This window comes from Caballeronia mineralivorans PML1(12) (genome assembly GCF_001028175.1).
In the GTDB taxonomy this organism is placed as follows: domain Bacteria; phylum Pseudomonadota; class Gammaproteobacteria; order Burkholderiales; family Burkholderiaceae; genus Caballeronia; species Caballeronia mineralivorans.
In genome coordinates this window covers 71269-87027 of record NZ_AEJF01000078.1, presented here as the reverse complement: position 1 = coordinate 87027, position 15759 = coordinate 71269, and the positions used below count along the sequence as shown (strand labels likewise).

The following is a 15759-nucleotide window of genomic DNA, read 5'->3' as shown; positions in this document are numbered from 1 at the left end:
CGCCGCGGCGCGCGAGGGTCTCCGCCACCGCCTCCGACGCGCGAGGAAAGTTGCCGGACGGCGCAGGAGGGCGGTCCTCCTCGGTCGCCGTGCGGCCATTGCGCAGGAACGCAACACCGGACGTGACGAGCAACGGGCGCTCGCTGCCTTCGAGTACGCCGCCAAGCGTCTCGATCGCGTGCCTGTCCTCCTCAGCGCTCTGCGCAAACCGGGAGAAATCGTGATTGAAAGCAGTGTGGATGATCCCGTCAGCGGCCGCCGCGCCCCGGCGCAGGCTGTCGAGGTCAGTAAGCGATCCATGGATCGCCTCGGCACCGGCCGTGGCGAGCGTGGCCGCTCCTTCTTCCGATCGGGTGAGGCCGAGGACCTGATGGCCGTTCGCGAGCAATTCGCGGACGACAGCGGAGCCGACGAAGCCGGCGGCTCCCGTGACAAAGACGCGCATGTGATGCTCTCCCAAGTGATTGAGAGAGCAAGGTACAAGGTAAAATCATCCTGTTAAAGTGGTGACATTATCCAGGTATACGTCCTAACAGGTTGTGCATGGCCCACGTGAACAAGAACGAGAGCGAGAGCGACAATCGGCTCGGCAACTATCTGAAGAACAGGCGGACGAAGCTCGATCCCGCTTCCTTCGGCATTTCCGGTGGCCGGCGGCGGACGGCGGGGCTGCGCCGGGAAGAGGTGGCGCAGCGCGCCAATATCAGCGCGGCCTGGTACACCTGGCTGGAGCAGGGGCGCGGCGGCAATCCGTCAGCGGATGTGCTGGACCGCATCGCGAGGGCACTGATGCTGACCGAGGTCGAGCGCGAACACGTGTTCCTGCTCGGCCTCGGCCATCCGCCCGAAGTCCGCTATCGCGGCGGTGACGCGATCACGCCGCGACTGCAGCGCCTGCTCGATGCGCTGCCCTATAGCCCGGCGATCGTCAGGACGGCGACGTGGAACGTGGTGGCCTGGAACCGCGCGGCCGCGGCCGTGCTCACCGACTACGGCTCCCTGCCACCCGGACAACGCAACATCCTGCGGATGATCTTCTGCGATCCCCGCGTCCGTGCCGCGCAGTTCGATTGGGAAAGCGTGGCCCGCTTCGTGGTGGGCGCCTTCCGGATCGATGCCGCACGCGCAGGCGCCGACGCCGAGGTGGCGCCGCTCATCGACGAACTGTGCCGGTCAAGTCCCGAGTTCGCCGCCATGTGGCGGGACAATGAGGTGCAGACCCACGGCGACGGGGTCAAGCACCTGCGCCACCCCGTGCTGGGGCCGATCTCGCTGGAATACTCGGCCTTCGCGGTCGACGGGCGGCCAGATCTTCAGATGATCGTCTACAACCCGGCGACACCGGTCGATCAGGAGCAGATCAGGTCTCTGATCGGGAGAACGCCGGCAATCGCTGCGGAGTGAGCCCGGGGCGTCCCTCATCGTCCGACCTTCGCAGCGCGCGTGGCCGCCGACTGCCACAAAGCCGAAGCCAATCAGTCTCGGTCATTCAATTTTAAGAGAGGAATACTAAATACTGGGATTTGCGCACTACCTCTCTTTACCTTCGTGCTCGCGGTGCCCGATCGAAAGCGCAACGCGGCCTATTTTTGTGACACTTGGCTTTCGCATTGAATGGACGGACGCATCGGATTGACGCCTTGTCCCCGAAACGACCGTCGATCAAGGCTACTTCGACTGCAGGCATGTCGATGATGCACTTCGTAAGGAGTTCGTCAAGAAAGGGACTTTGATAACGGATCCCTCGACCGGCAAGCCATACGGTAGCCGTGAAATCACGAGTCGCGGCGCCGTGCTCGCATCTCTCGCCAAGCATTCATGAGTTTCAGGCCGTGCACCTTACAGACCGGCAACAAGCACGACGCGTCGCGCTGATCTCGATCGATGATGTCACCACGCAGTAACAGTCTAATGTTTCCATGTCTTTCGAGTTCTTACCGTCCATTGCATTGGATCGGTCTCGGGCTAATCCATTCTGTGACCCCCGGTTTCCCCCCCGCGTGCCTATCTCTGGAGACGAACATGACAAGCATTCGACGTACTTCTGCAGCCAACCGCATTTTCAATCGCACCGCGCTAGCCTTCGCCGCGCTATGTCTCGCGACAGGCGTCGCTAACGCGGAAAACCCTCCAAAAGCCGTGGTCACGCCGGGTTTTAGCATCAGCGTTTTCGCGAATGCCCCCGCCGGGTCGAGCGCGCCGGACTCGCTGGCCGTGCTCGACAATCATGTCTGGGTGGGCTATGCGAACGGAGGCGCACCGGATGGTTCGGGTGGCGCGCAAAGCCAGATTGTTGAGTACTCGCTCGACGGCACGGTCATGCGGACCTTTACAGTGGCAGGACACAACGATGGCCTGAAGGTCAATCCCTACACCCGGCAAATCTGGGCGATGCAAAACGAGGATGCGAATGCCAACCTCGTCACGATCGACGCGGCGACCGGTCAAACGACAAACTATGTTTTCGGCAAGACGCTGCACGGTGGCGGTTACGACGACATCATCTTCAAGGACGGTCAGGCCTTCGTCAGCGCGTCCAACCCCACCCTTGACGCCAGCGGCCACAACACGGGGCCTGCGATTGTTCGCGCGCTACTCCTCGGAAACGGCACGATCGAGGTCTCTCGGGTGTTGCCCGGCATGCCTGAGGCCAGCAGCATTCCGTTCGGCACCGTGGCGCAGCTCAACCTGACCGATCCGGATTCTATGACGCTGACGCCGTCGGGTGATGTTCTGCTCGATGATCAAGGCGACGGCCAGCTTGTTCTGTTGCGCGGGCCGGGCGCTAATCCGCGCGTGGAATATCTGCCGCTGCTCGGCGGGGTGCAAATCGACGACACCGTGTTTGCCACTGCGCCAAGGGGTTTTCTCCTGGTGTCCGACACGAAGGCAAACAAGGTTTACAAGATCAGTGCCGATGTCTGGGAGCATGACGCCGCGTTTTCCGCATCTACGGGCGTAGCCGCTACGGCTACCACACCGGCGGTGCCGGCCTATGTCGGCCAGCTTGATTTGCGCAGCGGAGCACTCCTGCCGTTGGTGAGCAATCTGCTTAGCCCGCACGGCATGGCCTTTGTAGCGACAGACAGCAACGGCCAATAGCAACGCGCTTGCATTGCTTGCCGCGCGACACGTTGCGGCCAAGCAATGGCCTGGAGACCTCGCCGGCCGGCGCATGCAGACCTGATGCCCGGCCGGTTCACCACGAACGTCATCGCCGATCTTGAATTCAGGGTGAGCGTCGGCTGGCTAACGTGAAGCCGCTCCGACGCGGCCGTGACGCTGCCGGTTTCGGCTACGGAAAAAAACGCCGCGAGATGGGTGAAGCTCATCGTCCATGTATATCAAATAGGCATCGATATCATATTAAGGATGTATTTTTAATATGGATAGAGGACCCGCACAATCAGTTCATCCGATTCCCTGTGGAGCCACCATGTCCAGTCAGATCCATGCACGCGAAGCAACGTCTTCGCAGCACTTCGCCGACAAGATTCGCCAGTTCACGCCGAACTGGTTCGCGGTCACGATGGGTAACGGCATCGTGTCGCTCGTGCTCACCGCGTTGCCCCAGAGCTTTCCGGGCCAGCACGGACTCGCCGTTTCGTTGTGGTACGTGGACATCGTGCTCTATACGGTGTTCGCGGCGATGTTCGCCGCGCGCTGGATCTTCTATCCGGAAACGATCAAGCCCCTGCTGCATCACCCGCTTCAATCGATGTTCCTGGGCACCTTGCCCATGGGTCTCGCACCGATCATCAACGGCATCGTGCTGTTCGCCGGACCGCATTTCGGCGCAGGGGCCTACTCGCTCGCGTATGGATTGTGGTGCATTGACGCGCTGCTGGCAGTCGTTGTCGCGGTGGGTGTGCCGTACCTGATGTTCACCGAGCAAAGCCATGCCTTCGAGCGCGTCACAGCCGTGCTGCTGCTGCCGATCGTCGCGCCCGAAGTGGCCGCATCGAGTGCCGCGGCGCTTGCCCCGCACCTGGCCACGCAAACCGCGCAGCTTGTGGTCGGCGCCGGCTACCTGCTGTGGGCGATTTCGGTGCCGCTCGCCTTCTCGGTGCTGACCGTCGTTTTCTTCCGGCTGGTCATTCACAAGTTGCCGCATCGTGATCTCGGCCCGTCCAGCTGGCTGACTCTCGGCCCGATCGGCACCGGCGCGCTGGGACTGCTCACGCTCGGCCAGGCTGCGCCCGCCGCGTTCGCCGGCACGACACTCGCGAGCGTTGCCGCCATCGCACGCGACTTCGGCTTGATCGGCGCGCTGATCCTCTGGGGCGCGGGCCTGTGGTGGCTTGCGGTCGCGCTCCTCTTCACCTTGCGCTACCGCCGCGAAGGCTTGCCGTTCAACCTTGGCTGGTGGGGTTTCACGTTCCCGCTTGGCGTCTATACCGCGGCGACGCTAAGCCTGTATCGGGTGACAGGCTTCGAGGCGTTCGCCGTGGCCGGCATGCTGTTCGCCGTCTTGCTGGGCGGATTCTGGAGCGTCGTGCTGACGCGGACGTTGCGGGAAGTGGCGCGCGGTCACCTGTTCTACGCGCCTTGCCTTGCCACTGCTCGCTACTAGTGAGCAATTTTCGGCTGGGGCCACGAGCGCAGGGGCCATCGCATCGAGCATGCGTCGCCGCATAGCGTTGCGACTCGGTCACGCAGCCACTTCCTGCGCCCGCGGAACAATCGAACTCAACCACTCCGATAGCGCAACGAACGGCTCGTCCTGGGCGATTTCATCCGGCGCGACGAGGTAATAACCTGATGTACCCGACATGGGTTTATCAAGCGGCACGACCAGCCGCCCGGACGACAATTCGTCCGCGAGCAGAATTTCCGGCAGCAACGCGACGCCTAGTCCCGCCTGCGCAGCACTGGTGAGCATCGTGAACAACTCGTAGCGCGCGCCGCGCACCGCACGCACATCATGCTCGAACCCGTTAAGACGAAACCAGGTGCGCCAGGCGTCCGGCCGTGTCGACAGATGCAGAAGCGGCAAGTCGGTCAGCTGATCGAGCGAAATCGGCGCGCTCCCAGCGAGCAACGAAGGGCTGCACACAGGTACGACCTTGCCTTCGCGAAACAGCAGCTTTCCCTGCGTGCCTGGCCATACCGAATCGCCGAAATAGAGCGCGGCGTCGAAGGGCGAATCGCTGAACAGGAACGGCTCGGTGCGTATTGACAGATTCACGGTGATATCCGGCCGCAGTGCGCGAAATTGCGGCAACCGCGGAATCAGCCATTGGCTGGCGAGCGTCGGAACGACCGCTATCTCCAGGATCCGCCCCACACCGCGTTGCGCCATCAGTTCGAGCGTGTCGCGTTCAATCCGATCGAGATTCTTGCGCACAAGCGCCGCGTAATGGCGACCGTGCGTGGTCAGCACAATGCGCTTCTTGATGCGCAGGAACAAAGCCACGCCCAGGCGGCTTTCCAGTCCCGCCACCTGACGGCAGACCGCGCTTTGCGTGAGCGCGAGTTCATTGGCAGCGCGGGTGAAGCTCTCATGGCGCGCGGCGGCCTCGAAGATCTGCAGCGCGACCAGATTCGGAATGCCTTTTCTCATGTTTACCAGTACCGATTGCGCCGTTGAACGTGGCGGCGGGAGCCAACTTGGTTCGATTTACGAATGAAGTGGTGAGTTTATATCAATTGTGCGACTTTTCGACACGCTCCAGAATCGCCTTCCAGTGAAGCGCCGAACCGGGCCTTGGGCTCGCACCACGCTGGATCAGCCGGAATTGGATAAATGAACCCCAACCTTGCCGCATTGCTTGCTGTTGCCCTTCCGGAATCGAACGTCGCCGGGTTATTGCGATTGATGAACTTGCCCTCGGTGATGGCCAAAACCACGTCCGGCGTGGTCACCCGTGCCGAACTGGCGCAGGCGATGAACATGGCCCTGTTCGCCGGTCTGCTCGAGCGCGTGCCGACGGGCCGCGCCTACATCTACGATCTTCAACACACTCAAACCCGTGTGCAGTTCGACCACGGCGCGCTGCGCACCGTGCGCTGGGCTGAATCCGGTGCGCTGCCGCCGGGCGAAGCGGCGTTCACGCGCATTCTCAAGCCGCTGGGTTTTGTGCTGAACGGCACGTACCCGCTCGATCGCATCAAGATGACGGGGCGCTCCTACAAGCACGTCGATGCCCCCGATGAAATCGCGCAGTATTTCGTCAGCGAACTGCATCCCGAGCGTTTCAGCCCCGAGTTCCAGCAGGCGGTGACGAACGTGATCGACGAGAGCGTCGATCCGCTGACACCGCAAGCGGTTGCATCGCTGGCCGAACTGGAGCGTGACGGTTCGTTGCCGCTGGCTATCGCCCTCGATTTGCTGCCGGTGCTCGTGCGTTGTTTCGAGCGCCAGCACCCGGTGCCGCGTTTGGCCGACTATGAAACGCTACGCGCCGAATCGGCGGAAATGGCGTGGATCGCGACCGAAGGCAACGCGTTCAATCACGCAACGGACCGCGTGGACGACGTGTTCGCCGTCGCCGATACCCAGCGCGCACTTGGCCGCCCGATCAAGGAAAGCGTCGAAATCTCGAAGTCGGGCCGGGTGCGCCAGACGGCTTTTCGCGCCGATCCCGTGCGCCGCGTGTTCACCGGCGCTGACGGCGCGAGGATCGAACGCGACGTGCCGGGCTCCTTCTACGAATTCATCAGCCGCGACTCGGTCATGGATGAGGCCACCGGCCGTCGCGTGCTTGACCTCGGCTTCGATGCGGGCAACGCGACCGGCATCTTCAAGATGACGGCGGCCGCGTGAACTCCGCCGCCGATCTGTACAACTTCACCGAGCCGCTCAAGGCGCCACAAGGCTCGGCCATCCGCGAGCTTTTCAAGTACCTCGGCCGGCCGGGGATGATTTCGTTCGCGGGCGGATATCCGTCGAAGGATCTGTTCGACCGGGCGGGTATCGGCCAGGCGCTGGAGGACGCGTATTCGTCTGATCCGGTGGCGTGCCTACAATACGGCGACACAGCGGGCTCGCCGGCTTTGCGCCGCGCGATCTTGCGTTTGATGAACGATCGCGGTGTGACGCGCGATGTCGACGATGTGATCGTCACAACCGGCTCGCAGCAAGGTCTCGACCTGCTGATCAAGATCCTGGTTGCGCCGGGCGATGCCGTTTTGATCGAAGAACCCGCTTATCCGGCCGCCATCCAGGCGCTGCGACTCGCGGGGGCGCGCCTGATCCCGGTGCGCACGGACGCGCAGGGTATCGATGTCGACGCGCTCACTGCTCAGCTTGAAGCGCTCGATCCAGGCACACGCCCGAAACTGCTCTACACGGTGCCGACCTTCGCGAACCCGACCGGCGCGACGCTGCCGGCGGCGCGTCGTGAAGCGCTTGCACGGCTCGCGATGCGGTTCCGTTTCGTGCTGGTCGAAGACGACCCCTACGGCGAGCTGCGCTTCACAGGCGAATCGGTAAAACCCATCGCTGCATTCGCCGACGCCATTCCTGGCGCAAGCGACTGGGTAGTTTATTTCGGCAGTCTCTCGAAGATCGTGGCGCCGGGCTTGCGTATCGGCTGGTCGATTGCGCCGCCCGCCATCACGCGCCGCATGCTCGTGGCAAAACAGACAAGCGATCTCTGCACCTCGCCGCTCGCGCAGGAAACGGCGCGCCACTATCTGGAAAGCGGCCGGCTCGCGGAACATGTGCCGGTCATCGTGCAGGCGTATCGCAAGCGCTATGACGCGCTGTCGAGTGCGCTGCGCCAGTTCGTCCCCGACGACATCGACTACGTGGTGCCGCAAGGCGGCATGTTCGTCTGGGCGCGGTTGAAGGGCGGCCGTCATTCAACCGATCTGCTCAAGCGCGCGATCGAGCAGAACGTGATCTACGTGCCCGGACCGGCGTTTTACGTGCGCGATCCCGACGAGTCGAGCATGCGGCTGTCGTTTGCCGCTGCACCGGGCGAAGCTGAAGTATTCGAAGGCGTGCGCAGGCTCAAGCTCGCGCTGGCGAGCCGGTAGAACGGCGCAGGCTGTCGTACACCTCGCCAGATACGGTGAAACGCGTTCTAATCGCATAACCTGAACGCAGGAAAGATGGTCGATACGACAGGGTTAGTTCCTCCAACGCACCAAGTCGTGCCGATTAATCATTTGCAGCGGTTTTTTTAAGCCCTGAAACTCTGTGCCGGCGTATGTGTGTATTTACGCGCCGGTGCGGGTTCCAGAGAGGCACTGAGGGACCGTGGCCACAAGCCGCGCCGCAGTGCCCGGCAGCCACCCGACATAGAGAGGAAGTGATGGAACTGAACGATATTCTTGGCGCACTCGGTGTAGACCTCGGCCAGTGGAAGGGCGACGCCCTCCCGGCGCGTTCGCCGCTCGACGGCGCGATGCTTGCCCAACTGGCAGTAGATTCCCCCGCCGATGCCGCCCGCAAGATCGATGCGGCCCACGCCGCCTTCCTCAAATGGCGCACCGTGCCTGCGCCGCAACGCGGTGAACTCGTGCGCGTGTTTGGCAATGTGCTGCGTGAGCACAAAGCGGCACTCGGCAGCCTTGTCACGCTGGAAGCGGGCAAGGTCACGTCCGAAGGCCTGGGCGAAGTGCAGGAAATGATCGATATCTGCGACTTCGCCGTCGGCCTGTCGCGCCAGCTTTACGGTCTGACGATTGCCTCTGAGCGGGTTGGTCACCGGATGATGGAAACGTGGCATCCGCTGGGTGTGGTTGGTGTGATTTCCGCGTTTAACTTCCCGGTGGCGGTGTGGTCGTGGAATGCGGCGCTGGCGTTTGTTTGCGGCGACGCAGTGGTGTGGAAGCCGTCGGAGAAAACGCCGTTGACGGCTATCGCCTGCCACGCGCTGTTCGAAAAGGCTCTGCGCGAATTCGACAAGAGCCATCCGGGCGTCACGCCGGAAGGATTGAGCCAGTTGCTGCTCGGCGCACGCGAAGTCGGCCAGGTGCTGACCGAGTCGCCGAAGGTGCCGCTGGTCAGCGCGACTGGCAGCGTGCGCATGGGCATGGAAGTGGCGCAAGTATTGGCGAAGCGCCTCGGCCGCAGCATCCTCGAACTGGGCGGCAATAACGCGATGATCGTCGCGCCCAGCGCCGACCTCGATCTGGTCGTGCGCGGCGTGACCTTCTCGGCGGTTGGCACGGCCGGTCAGCGCTGCACGACGTTGCGTCGCCTGATCGTGCATACCAGCGTCGTCGATCAGTTGCTGCCGCGTCTGGAAAAAGCGTTTGGATCGGTGAAGGTGGGTAGTCCGCTCGACAGCGATACGCTCGTCGGTCCGCTGGTTGACCGTGCAGCATTCGATGGCATGCAAAAGGCGCTGCGCGATGCACGCGAGCAAGGCGGCGATGTAAAGGGCGGCGAGCGCGTAGACGTAGGCGGCCATGCCGATGCGTATTACGTGCGCCCAGCGTTCGTGCGCATGCCGGCTCAAACAGCCGTGGTCGAACGCGAGACCTTCGCGCCGATCCTCTACGTGCTGACCTACGACGACTTTGCCGATGCACTGCAATTGCAGAACGGCGTGCCACAGGGCTTGTCGTCGGCGATCTTCACCAATGACATTCGCGAAGCCGAGCAATTCATGTCGGCGGCGGGTAGCGATTGCGGCATTGTGAATGTGAACATCGGCACGAGCGGCGCTGAGATTGGCGGCGCGTTCGGCGGTGAGAAAGAAACCGGCGGCGGCCGCGAATCGGGTTCCGATGCGTGGAAAAGCTACATGCGCCGCGCGACCAACACGATCAACTACAGCCGTGAATTGCCGCTTGCACAGGGCGTGAAGTTCGACGTTTGATTTAGATTAAAGAAGATTAAAAACTAGACGTCACACCCCGACGTCGACCCCTTTCGCCCGAAGCGCACGCCAACCGCGGCGTGTAGCTCGGGCGTCAGACTTCCGCGGTCATCCCCGGTTGTTGCGCCTGCATCTGTCCTGCTGCGCGCCTCTTTATCGAGGCGTGCTCGCTTGTCTCTGCGCTGTTCGCGCTCTCGTTCAACTGCTGTTCCTGAAAGACCCTGGAGGCCACCGTGTCGTTTCTCGTGCTGGACAAACTGACAAAAGCCTACGGCGATCTGAACGCCGTGAGCGACGTGAGCCTCTCGGTTGAAAAAGGCGAATTCGTTTCGTTGCTGGGGCCTTCGGGTTGCGGCAAGACGACGACGCTGCAAATGATCGCTGGTTTTATCGATGTCACGCGCGGACGGATTTCGCTCGACGGCAAGGACATTACGCATGTGCGGCCGAACAAGCGCGGCCTGGGTGTGGTGTTCCAGAGCTATGCGCTGTTTCCGCACATGACGGTGGCGCAGAACGTCGGCTTCGGGCTGGAAATGCGCGGCGTCGGCAAGGCCGAATGTGCGGAGCGGATTCGCGAGACGCTCTCGTTGGTGAGGCTCGATGCGTTTGCCGCGCGTTATCCGCGTGAACTGTCGGGCGGCCAGCGGCAACGGGTTGCGATTGCGCGTGCGCTGGTGATCAAGCCACCGGTTCTGCTGCTCGACGAACCCATGTCCAATCTCGACGCCAAGCTGCGCGAAGAGATGCAGTTCGAATTGCGCGGGATCCAGCGCAAGGTCGGCACGACGACCGTGATGGTCACGCACGATCAATCGGAAGCGTTGTCCATCAGCGACCGCGTGGTTGTGATGGAAGCGGGGCGCGTGACGCAGGTCGACTCGCCGTATCGCGCCTATGAGCGGCCGGAAAATCGCTTTGTCTCTCAGTTCATCGGTAAGGCGAACATGCTGGCGGGGAAGGTGACCGAGGCACGTCACAACGAAGTCCATGTGGATCTCGGGCATCAACTGACCGGCATTGCATGCATTGAGGCGGGCACCGTGTGGCGCGAAGGCGATACGGTGACCTTGTGCATTCGTCCCGAGAAATTGCACTTGTGCAAGGTGGGGACGGGGCGGTTATCGGCGACTGTCACCAGTCGCTTTTTCCTGGGCAGCCAGTGGTTGTATCGCCTCGATACCGCCATTGGCGAAGTGCTCGTATGCAGCCAGAACGAAGGCACGGAACCGGTGGCGGAGGGCGAGACGGTTGGCATCGACTGGCATCGCGATGCCGTGCGCGTGATTCAGGAAGCGAGCCATGGCTAGCACGATCGAATCGACGAAATCGAACGATAGTGGCACGTTGATTAAAACCCGCGCGCCGTGGCATGCGTTCGTACCGCCGTGGCTGATGAGCGCGCCTGCGTTCATCCTGTTCGCGGTTCTGGTGCTGACGCCGCTTGCCATGACCGTTGTCCTGACCTTTTATCGCTTCGATCCGGCCAGCGGTCCGATCGCGGCGTTCCAGTTCGGCAACTATGTTGAAGTGCTGACGGACGGCTATTACCAGACCATTTTCGCGCGAACCTTCGGCATTGCAATCCTGACGACGTTGCTTTGCGTCGCGATCGGTGCGCCCGAAGCGTACGTGCTGTATCGGATGCGCGATCCGTGGCGATCGATGTTCCTGCTTGTGATCCTTGCTCCGTTACTCGTTTCGGTGGTGGTGCGGGCGTTCGGCTGGAGCATGTTGCTCAATACCGGCGGTATCGTGAACCAGTTCTTCGGGCTTTTCGGCCTCGGTCCGTACAAGCTCGAATACACGACCTTCGCGATCGTGATTGCGCTCGTTCACGTGATGCTGCCGTTCATGGTGATCCCCGTCTGGACCTCGCTGCAAAAGCTCGATCCACAAGTTGAAAACGCGGCGCTTTCGCTGATGGCTTCTCCCGCAACGACTCTGCGGCGCATTGTCTTGCCGCAGATTGCGCCCGGCATTCTGTCGGGTAGCTTGATGGTGTTCGGGTTATCCGCGAGCGCCTTTGCGATTCCAGGTCTGCTCGGCGGCCGTCGCCTCAAAGTTGCGGCCACTGCCGTCTACGATGAATTCCTCGGTTCGCTTAACTGGCCGCTCGGCGCGACCATCGCGATCCTGCTGCTGATCGCGAACCTCGTGATCATGATCACGTATTACCGGGTTCTGGAGCGTCGTTACTCCAGAAGCCTGGGTTAAGGAGACCGCTGCGATGCGAAAGAACGGCCTCATTGCCCTGAGTTTCCACACGCTGGTGATCCTGTTCGTGCTGGCGCCGCTGGTAATTATTGTGCTGGTTGCGTTCACGCCGGAGCAGACACTGACGCTGCCTACGCGCGGTTTGTCGCTACGCTGGTTCCGCGCGATCCTCGACTATCCGGACTTCATCTCGGCGTTTCTGAACAGTATCAAGCTGGCGTTTTCATCGGCAACTTTATCGCTCGCGCTGGCTTTGCCGGCGGCGCTTGCCATCGGCCGCGAGCGTTTTCCGGGGCGTGAATTTCTCAACGGATTATTCCTCTCGCCGCTGGTGATTCCGAGTCTCGTGCTCGGCATTGCGTTCCTGCGTTTCTTCGCCATGATCGGCGCGACCGGATCGTTCACGTGGCTTGTTGCGGCGCACATGATCATCATCACGCCGTTTGTCATGCGGCTGGTGCTGGCTTCGGTGAGCGGCATGGACCGCAGTATCGAACATGCGGCGCAGTCGCTCGGCGCGGATCGATGGACGTCCTTTCGCCGCATCACGTTGCCGATGATCCTGCCCGGTATCACAGGCGGCTGGCTGCTTGCGTTCATCAATAGCTTCGATGAGCTGACCATGTCGATCTTCGTCACCTCGCCGCAGACCATCACGTTGCCGGTGCGGATGTACATGTACGCGACCGAATCGATCGATCCGATGATGGCGTCAGTATCCGCGCTCGTGATCTTCGTCACAGCCGGTGCGATGATCTTGCTCGACCGGGTGTATGGACTGAACCGGATCCTGATCGGTTCGCATTGATTTGCTCAGCGCTCAAGACTTCTCTCTATTCGATGACAACTAATCCCAGCGCAGCATCCGCCGGCGAGCCGCAATTCGTGCGTCTTACGGAAGCGCATCGCAAGCAGGTGGGGCTCACGGTCGATGGCGCGGCGATCACGGCCCTGACCGGCGATACGGTGCTGAGCGCCATTCTGCTGCACACGCGACGGGTACGCGACACGGAGTTCAGCGGGGAGCCGCGTGCTGGATTTTGTCTGATGGGCGCGTGCCAGGATTGTTGGGTGCAACTGGAAGAGGGCACGCGGATCCGTGCGTGTTCGACGTTCGTCAAGGAAGGCATGCATGTGCTGACCCGGCCTGCAGGAGCCGTTGAAGCATGACGTCTATCGATAAAGCCAGTATGCAGCGGGTTGTCATCGTCGGGGCGGGGCCGGCGGGCGTCCGGGCGGCCGAGACGTTGGTAGCGGCGGGCGTTGTGCCAGTCGTCATCGATGAAGCGCCGCGTGCCGGTGGCCAGATCTATCGCCAGCCGCCAGCCGATGCCGGTTTTGCCCGCAGCAAACGCACGCTGTATGGCATGGAAGCGGGCAAGGCCGATGCCGTGCATTCGACGATGGCGAAGATGCTGCCGAAGCTCAACTATCGGCCGGACACGCTCGTATGGGGATGCGGTGCGGGGCAACTCGACACCTTCCACGCGGGACGCCAGCGCACCGTGCCTTATTCGCATTTGCTGATCGCGACCGGGGCGACGGACCGCATCCTGCCGTTTCCCGGCTGGACGCTGCCAGGCGTCTACACGCTCGGCGCGGCGCAGATCGCGCTGAAAGCCCAGGGCTGCTCGATCGGCCGTCGTGTGGTGTTCGCGGGAACGGGGCCGCTGCTTTACCTCGTGGCTTATCAGTACGCGAAGGCGGGCGCGCAGGTCGAGGCCGTGCTCGATACCAATCCATTCTCCCGACAGTTCGCCGCGACGCCGCGCTTGCTTCGGCAGCCGTCCACCTTTGCGAAGGGGCTTTACTACGTCGGCTGGCTGGCGGCGCGTGGGGTTCGTATAGAACGTGGCGTGACGCTAGTGTGTGCGACGGGAGACAAGGCCGTGCAGGCAATGACCTATCGCGACGGCGATCGCGAGTTCACCATTCCCTGCGATGCCATTGGCTTCGGCTACGGTCTGCGTTCTGAAACGCAGCTCGCGGATCTGGCAGGTTGCCGTTTTCGCTTCGATCCGCTCAATCGCGCGTGGTTGCCTGAGCGTGATACAGCCGGCCGTACTTCGGTGCCGGGCGTGTATCTCGCCGGCGATGGCGCGGGTATCGCGGGTGCGGATGCGGCAGAGTTGGCTGGCTGCCGCGCCGCACTTGCGATGTTGGAAGACCTCGGACATCGGACCGCCAACGCTCAGGCTCATGCGATGAAGCTGGATCGACAACTGACCAGCATTGCCAAGTTTCGAATTGGCTTGGAACAAGCATTTGCGCCGCCTCTCGATTGCGCGTCGCACTGGCCTGACGACATGACCGTGTGCCGTTGCGAAGAGATCGATGCCGGCACGCTACGCCGTTGCATTCGAGGTGGCGAAGCGAGCGAGATCAATCGGCTCAAGGCGCTTACGCGCGTCGGCATGGGGCGCTGCCAGGGGCGTATGTGCGGCGCGGCCGCGGCGGAACTGTTGAGCGCGGAGATGGGCAAACCGATTGCGGAAGTTGGGCGCTTGCGCGGACAGGCGCCGATCAAACCGGTGCCTCTATCGATAGCGCTGATGGCTGAAATGGATGAAGCACCGGACCATCTGGCCGCTATCCCGGAGCACGCACGCGATGAATGAAACACTGCGGTTCGATGTGCTGGTGGTGGGCGGCGGTCTGGTGGGGTCATCGACGGCGCTGATGCTTGCCAGGCGCGGCCTCAAAGTTGGGCTCTTTGAGCGCCGTTATTGCGGCGCGCAGGCGAGTGGCGTGAACTATGGTGGCGTGCGTCGTCAAGGCCGGCTGGCTGAACAATTGCCGCTTGCCGTGCGCGCCCGGCGCATCTGGGATCGCTTGCCGGAACTCGTGGGCACGGATGGAGAGTTCGTCGTGTCAGGGCACTTGCGGCTGGCTCGGAGTGTTGCCGATCTTGCGGCGCTTGAAGCGTATGCACAGATGGCCAATCCGTTCGGCCTCGACTTGCAATTGCTCAGTGGACCCACATTCCGGCGACGTTATCCGTGGCTGGGTGCAGCTGCATTGGGCGGCTCGTTGTGTCCTGGCGATGGCCATGCGAATCCGCGCGTCGTCTCACCTGCGTTTGCGCGTGCGGCGCGTGCTGCCGGTGCCGATGTCCGCGAGCAGACCGCTGTCACGAACATCGTCTATGCGGGGGAACGGTTTGTGGTCGAGGCGCGGCATGACTCGGGCGCGATGATCGAGGCGCGGGCCGACTGGCTGGTGAATGCTGCAGGCGCGTGGGGTAATACGGTGGCCGGATACTTTGGCGAGTCCATTCCGATGGAGCCGATCTATCCGAACATGTGGGTAACCGAGCCGCTGCCCTATTTTATCGATCATAACCTTGGCGTTTATGGCGGCGGTATTTATGCGCGTCAGGTAGCGCGTGGCAATGTCGTAATCGGCGGTGGTCGCGGATCGGGCGATGGCGAATATGCCCAGCCGCTCACCGAGACGACGCGTACGGTAATGCGTGCCGCTTGTGGGCTGCTGCCGAGGCTCAAGGATGCGTTGCTGTTGCGCAGCTGGACGGGCGTGGAAGGCAGTACGCCTGACGATAACCCGGTGATTGGTTTTAGCCGCACGACGCCGCGACTGTTGCATGCGTTCGGATTTTCAGGTGGCGGCTTCTTGCTTGCCCCGGGGGTAGGGCAGGTGCTTTCCGACCTCGTCGTTGACGGCGCGACGAGTACACCGATTGATGCTTTTTCGATTGAAAGATTTGGCTTAGCTCGCGGCGGGTGACTGCACCCACAACCACTGGCAG

15 protein-coding genes are annotated in these 15759 nt (G+C 62.3%); 12 read left to right on the top strand and 3 right to left on the bottom strand.

The genetic code is table 11. From position 1 onward, the window contains the following. Positions 1-445 (bottom strand): NAD-dependent epimerase/dehydratase family protein (locus EOS_RS11860; RefSeq protein ID WP_047846824.1); only part of this gene is annotated, 445 nt, incomplete at its 3' end. 107 nt (positions 446-552) lie between these two features. Here EOS_RS11860 and EOS_RS11855 point away from each other — a divergent pair. Further along, on the top strand, positions 553-1404 hold the full coding sequence (locus EOS_RS11855) for a helix-turn-helix transcriptional regulator (RefSeq protein ID WP_235442787.1): 852 nt from the start codon (positions 553-555) through the stop codon (positions 1402-1404). A gap of 618 nt (positions 1405-2022) precedes the next feature. Further along, entirely contained in the window at positions 2023-3102 is a 1080-nt protein-coding gene (locus EOS_RS46200; RefSeq protein WP_047846822.1) for a hypothetical protein, read from the top strand. Here EOS_RS46200 and EOS_RS49190 read toward each other — a convergent pair. Next, the gene (locus tag EOS_RS49190) at positions 2994-3332 is read right to left on the bottom strand and encodes a LysR family transcriptional regulator (protein ID WP_235442786.1); all 339 of its coding nucleotides are present in this window, start codon (positions 3330-3332) and stop codon (positions 2994-2996) included. The genes EOS_RS46200 and EOS_RS49190 overlap by 109 nt on opposite strands. A 104-nt stretch (positions 3333-3436) precedes the next feature. Between EOS_RS49190 and EOS_RS11845 the strand changes: the two genes are divergently transcribed. Continuing rightward, complete coding sequence (locus EOS_RS11845; RefSeq protein WP_047846821.1) at positions 3437-4573, top strand: TDT family transporter; 1137 nt, start codon at positions 3437-3439, stop codon at positions 4571-4573. A 78-nt stretch (positions 4574-4651) separates the two neighbouring features. Here EOS_RS11845 and EOS_RS11840 read toward each other — a convergent pair whose 3' ends face one another. Then, complete coding sequence (locus EOS_RS11840) at positions 4652-5563, bottom strand: LysR substrate-binding domain-containing protein (RefSeq protein WP_047846820.1); 912 nt, start codon at positions 5561-5563, stop codon at positions 4652-4654. A gap of 255 nt (positions 5564-5818) precedes the next feature. Here EOS_RS11840 and EOS_RS11835 point away from each other — a divergent pair, with 255 nt between their 5' ends. The 9 genes from EOS_RS11835 (at position 5819) to EOS_RS11795 (ending at position 15737) form a co-directional block, all read left to right on the top strand. Then, on the top strand, positions 5819-6766 hold the full coding sequence (locus EOS_RS11835; protein ID WP_087881925.1) for a DUF1338 domain-containing protein: 948 nt from the start codon (positions 5819-5821) through the stop codon (positions 6764-6766). Beyond that, positions 6763-7983 (top strand): aminotransferase-like domain-containing protein, encoded by a 1221-nt coding sequence (locus EOS_RS11830; RefSeq protein ID WP_235442785.1) that lies wholly within the window; start codon positions 6763-6765, stop codon positions 7981-7983. The genes EOS_RS11835 and EOS_RS11830 overlap by 4 nt, the downstream gene beginning before the upstream one ends. Positions 7984-8261: 278 nt before the next feature. Then, on the top strand, positions 8262-9776 hold the full coding sequence (gene amaB, locus EOS_RS11825) for an L-piperidine-6-carboxylate dehydrogenase (protein ID WP_047846818.1): 1515 nt from the start codon (positions 8262-8264) through the stop codon (positions 9774-9776). Between the two features lie 233 nt (positions 9777-10009). Further along, positions 10010-11086: an ABC transporter ATP-binding protein gene (locus EOS_RS11820; RefSeq protein WP_047846817.1), complete on the top strand. Its 1077-nt coding sequence runs from the start codon at positions 10010-10012 to the stop codon at positions 11084-11086. Then, the gene (locus EOS_RS11815; protein ID WP_047846816.1) at positions 11079-11993 is read left to right on the top strand and encodes an ABC transporter permease; all 915 of its coding nucleotides are present in this window, start codon (positions 11079-11081) and stop codon (positions 11991-11993) included. Before EOS_RS11820 ends, EOS_RS11815 begins: the two co-directional genes overlap by 8 nt. A 13-nt stretch (positions 11994-12006) precedes the next feature. Next, positions 12007-12801, top strand: a complete 795-nt coding sequence (locus EOS_RS11810) for an ABC transporter permease (RefSeq protein WP_047846815.1) — start codon at positions 12007-12009, stop codon at positions 12799-12801. Between the two features lie 32 nt (positions 12802-12833). After that, the gene (locus tag EOS_RS11805; RefSeq protein WP_047846814.1) at positions 12834-13163 is read left to right on the top strand and encodes a (2Fe-2S)-binding protein; all 330 of its coding nucleotides are present in this window, start codon (positions 12834-12836) and stop codon (positions 13161-13163) included. Next, a complete protein-coding gene (locus EOS_RS11800) occupies positions 13160-14611 on the top strand; it encodes an FAD/NAD(P)-dependent oxidoreductase (protein WP_235442784.1) in 1452 nt (483 codons plus the stop codon). The genes EOS_RS11805 and EOS_RS11800 overlap by 4 nt, the downstream gene beginning before the upstream one ends. Beyond that, complete coding sequence (locus EOS_RS11795) at positions 14604-15737, top strand: NAD(P)/FAD-dependent oxidoreductase (RefSeq protein WP_047846813.1); 1134 nt, start codon at positions 14604-14606, stop codon at positions 15735-15737. The genes EOS_RS11800 and EOS_RS11795 overlap by 8 nt, the downstream gene beginning before the upstream one ends. The last annotated feature ends 22 nt before the right edge of the window (positions 15738-15759 follow it).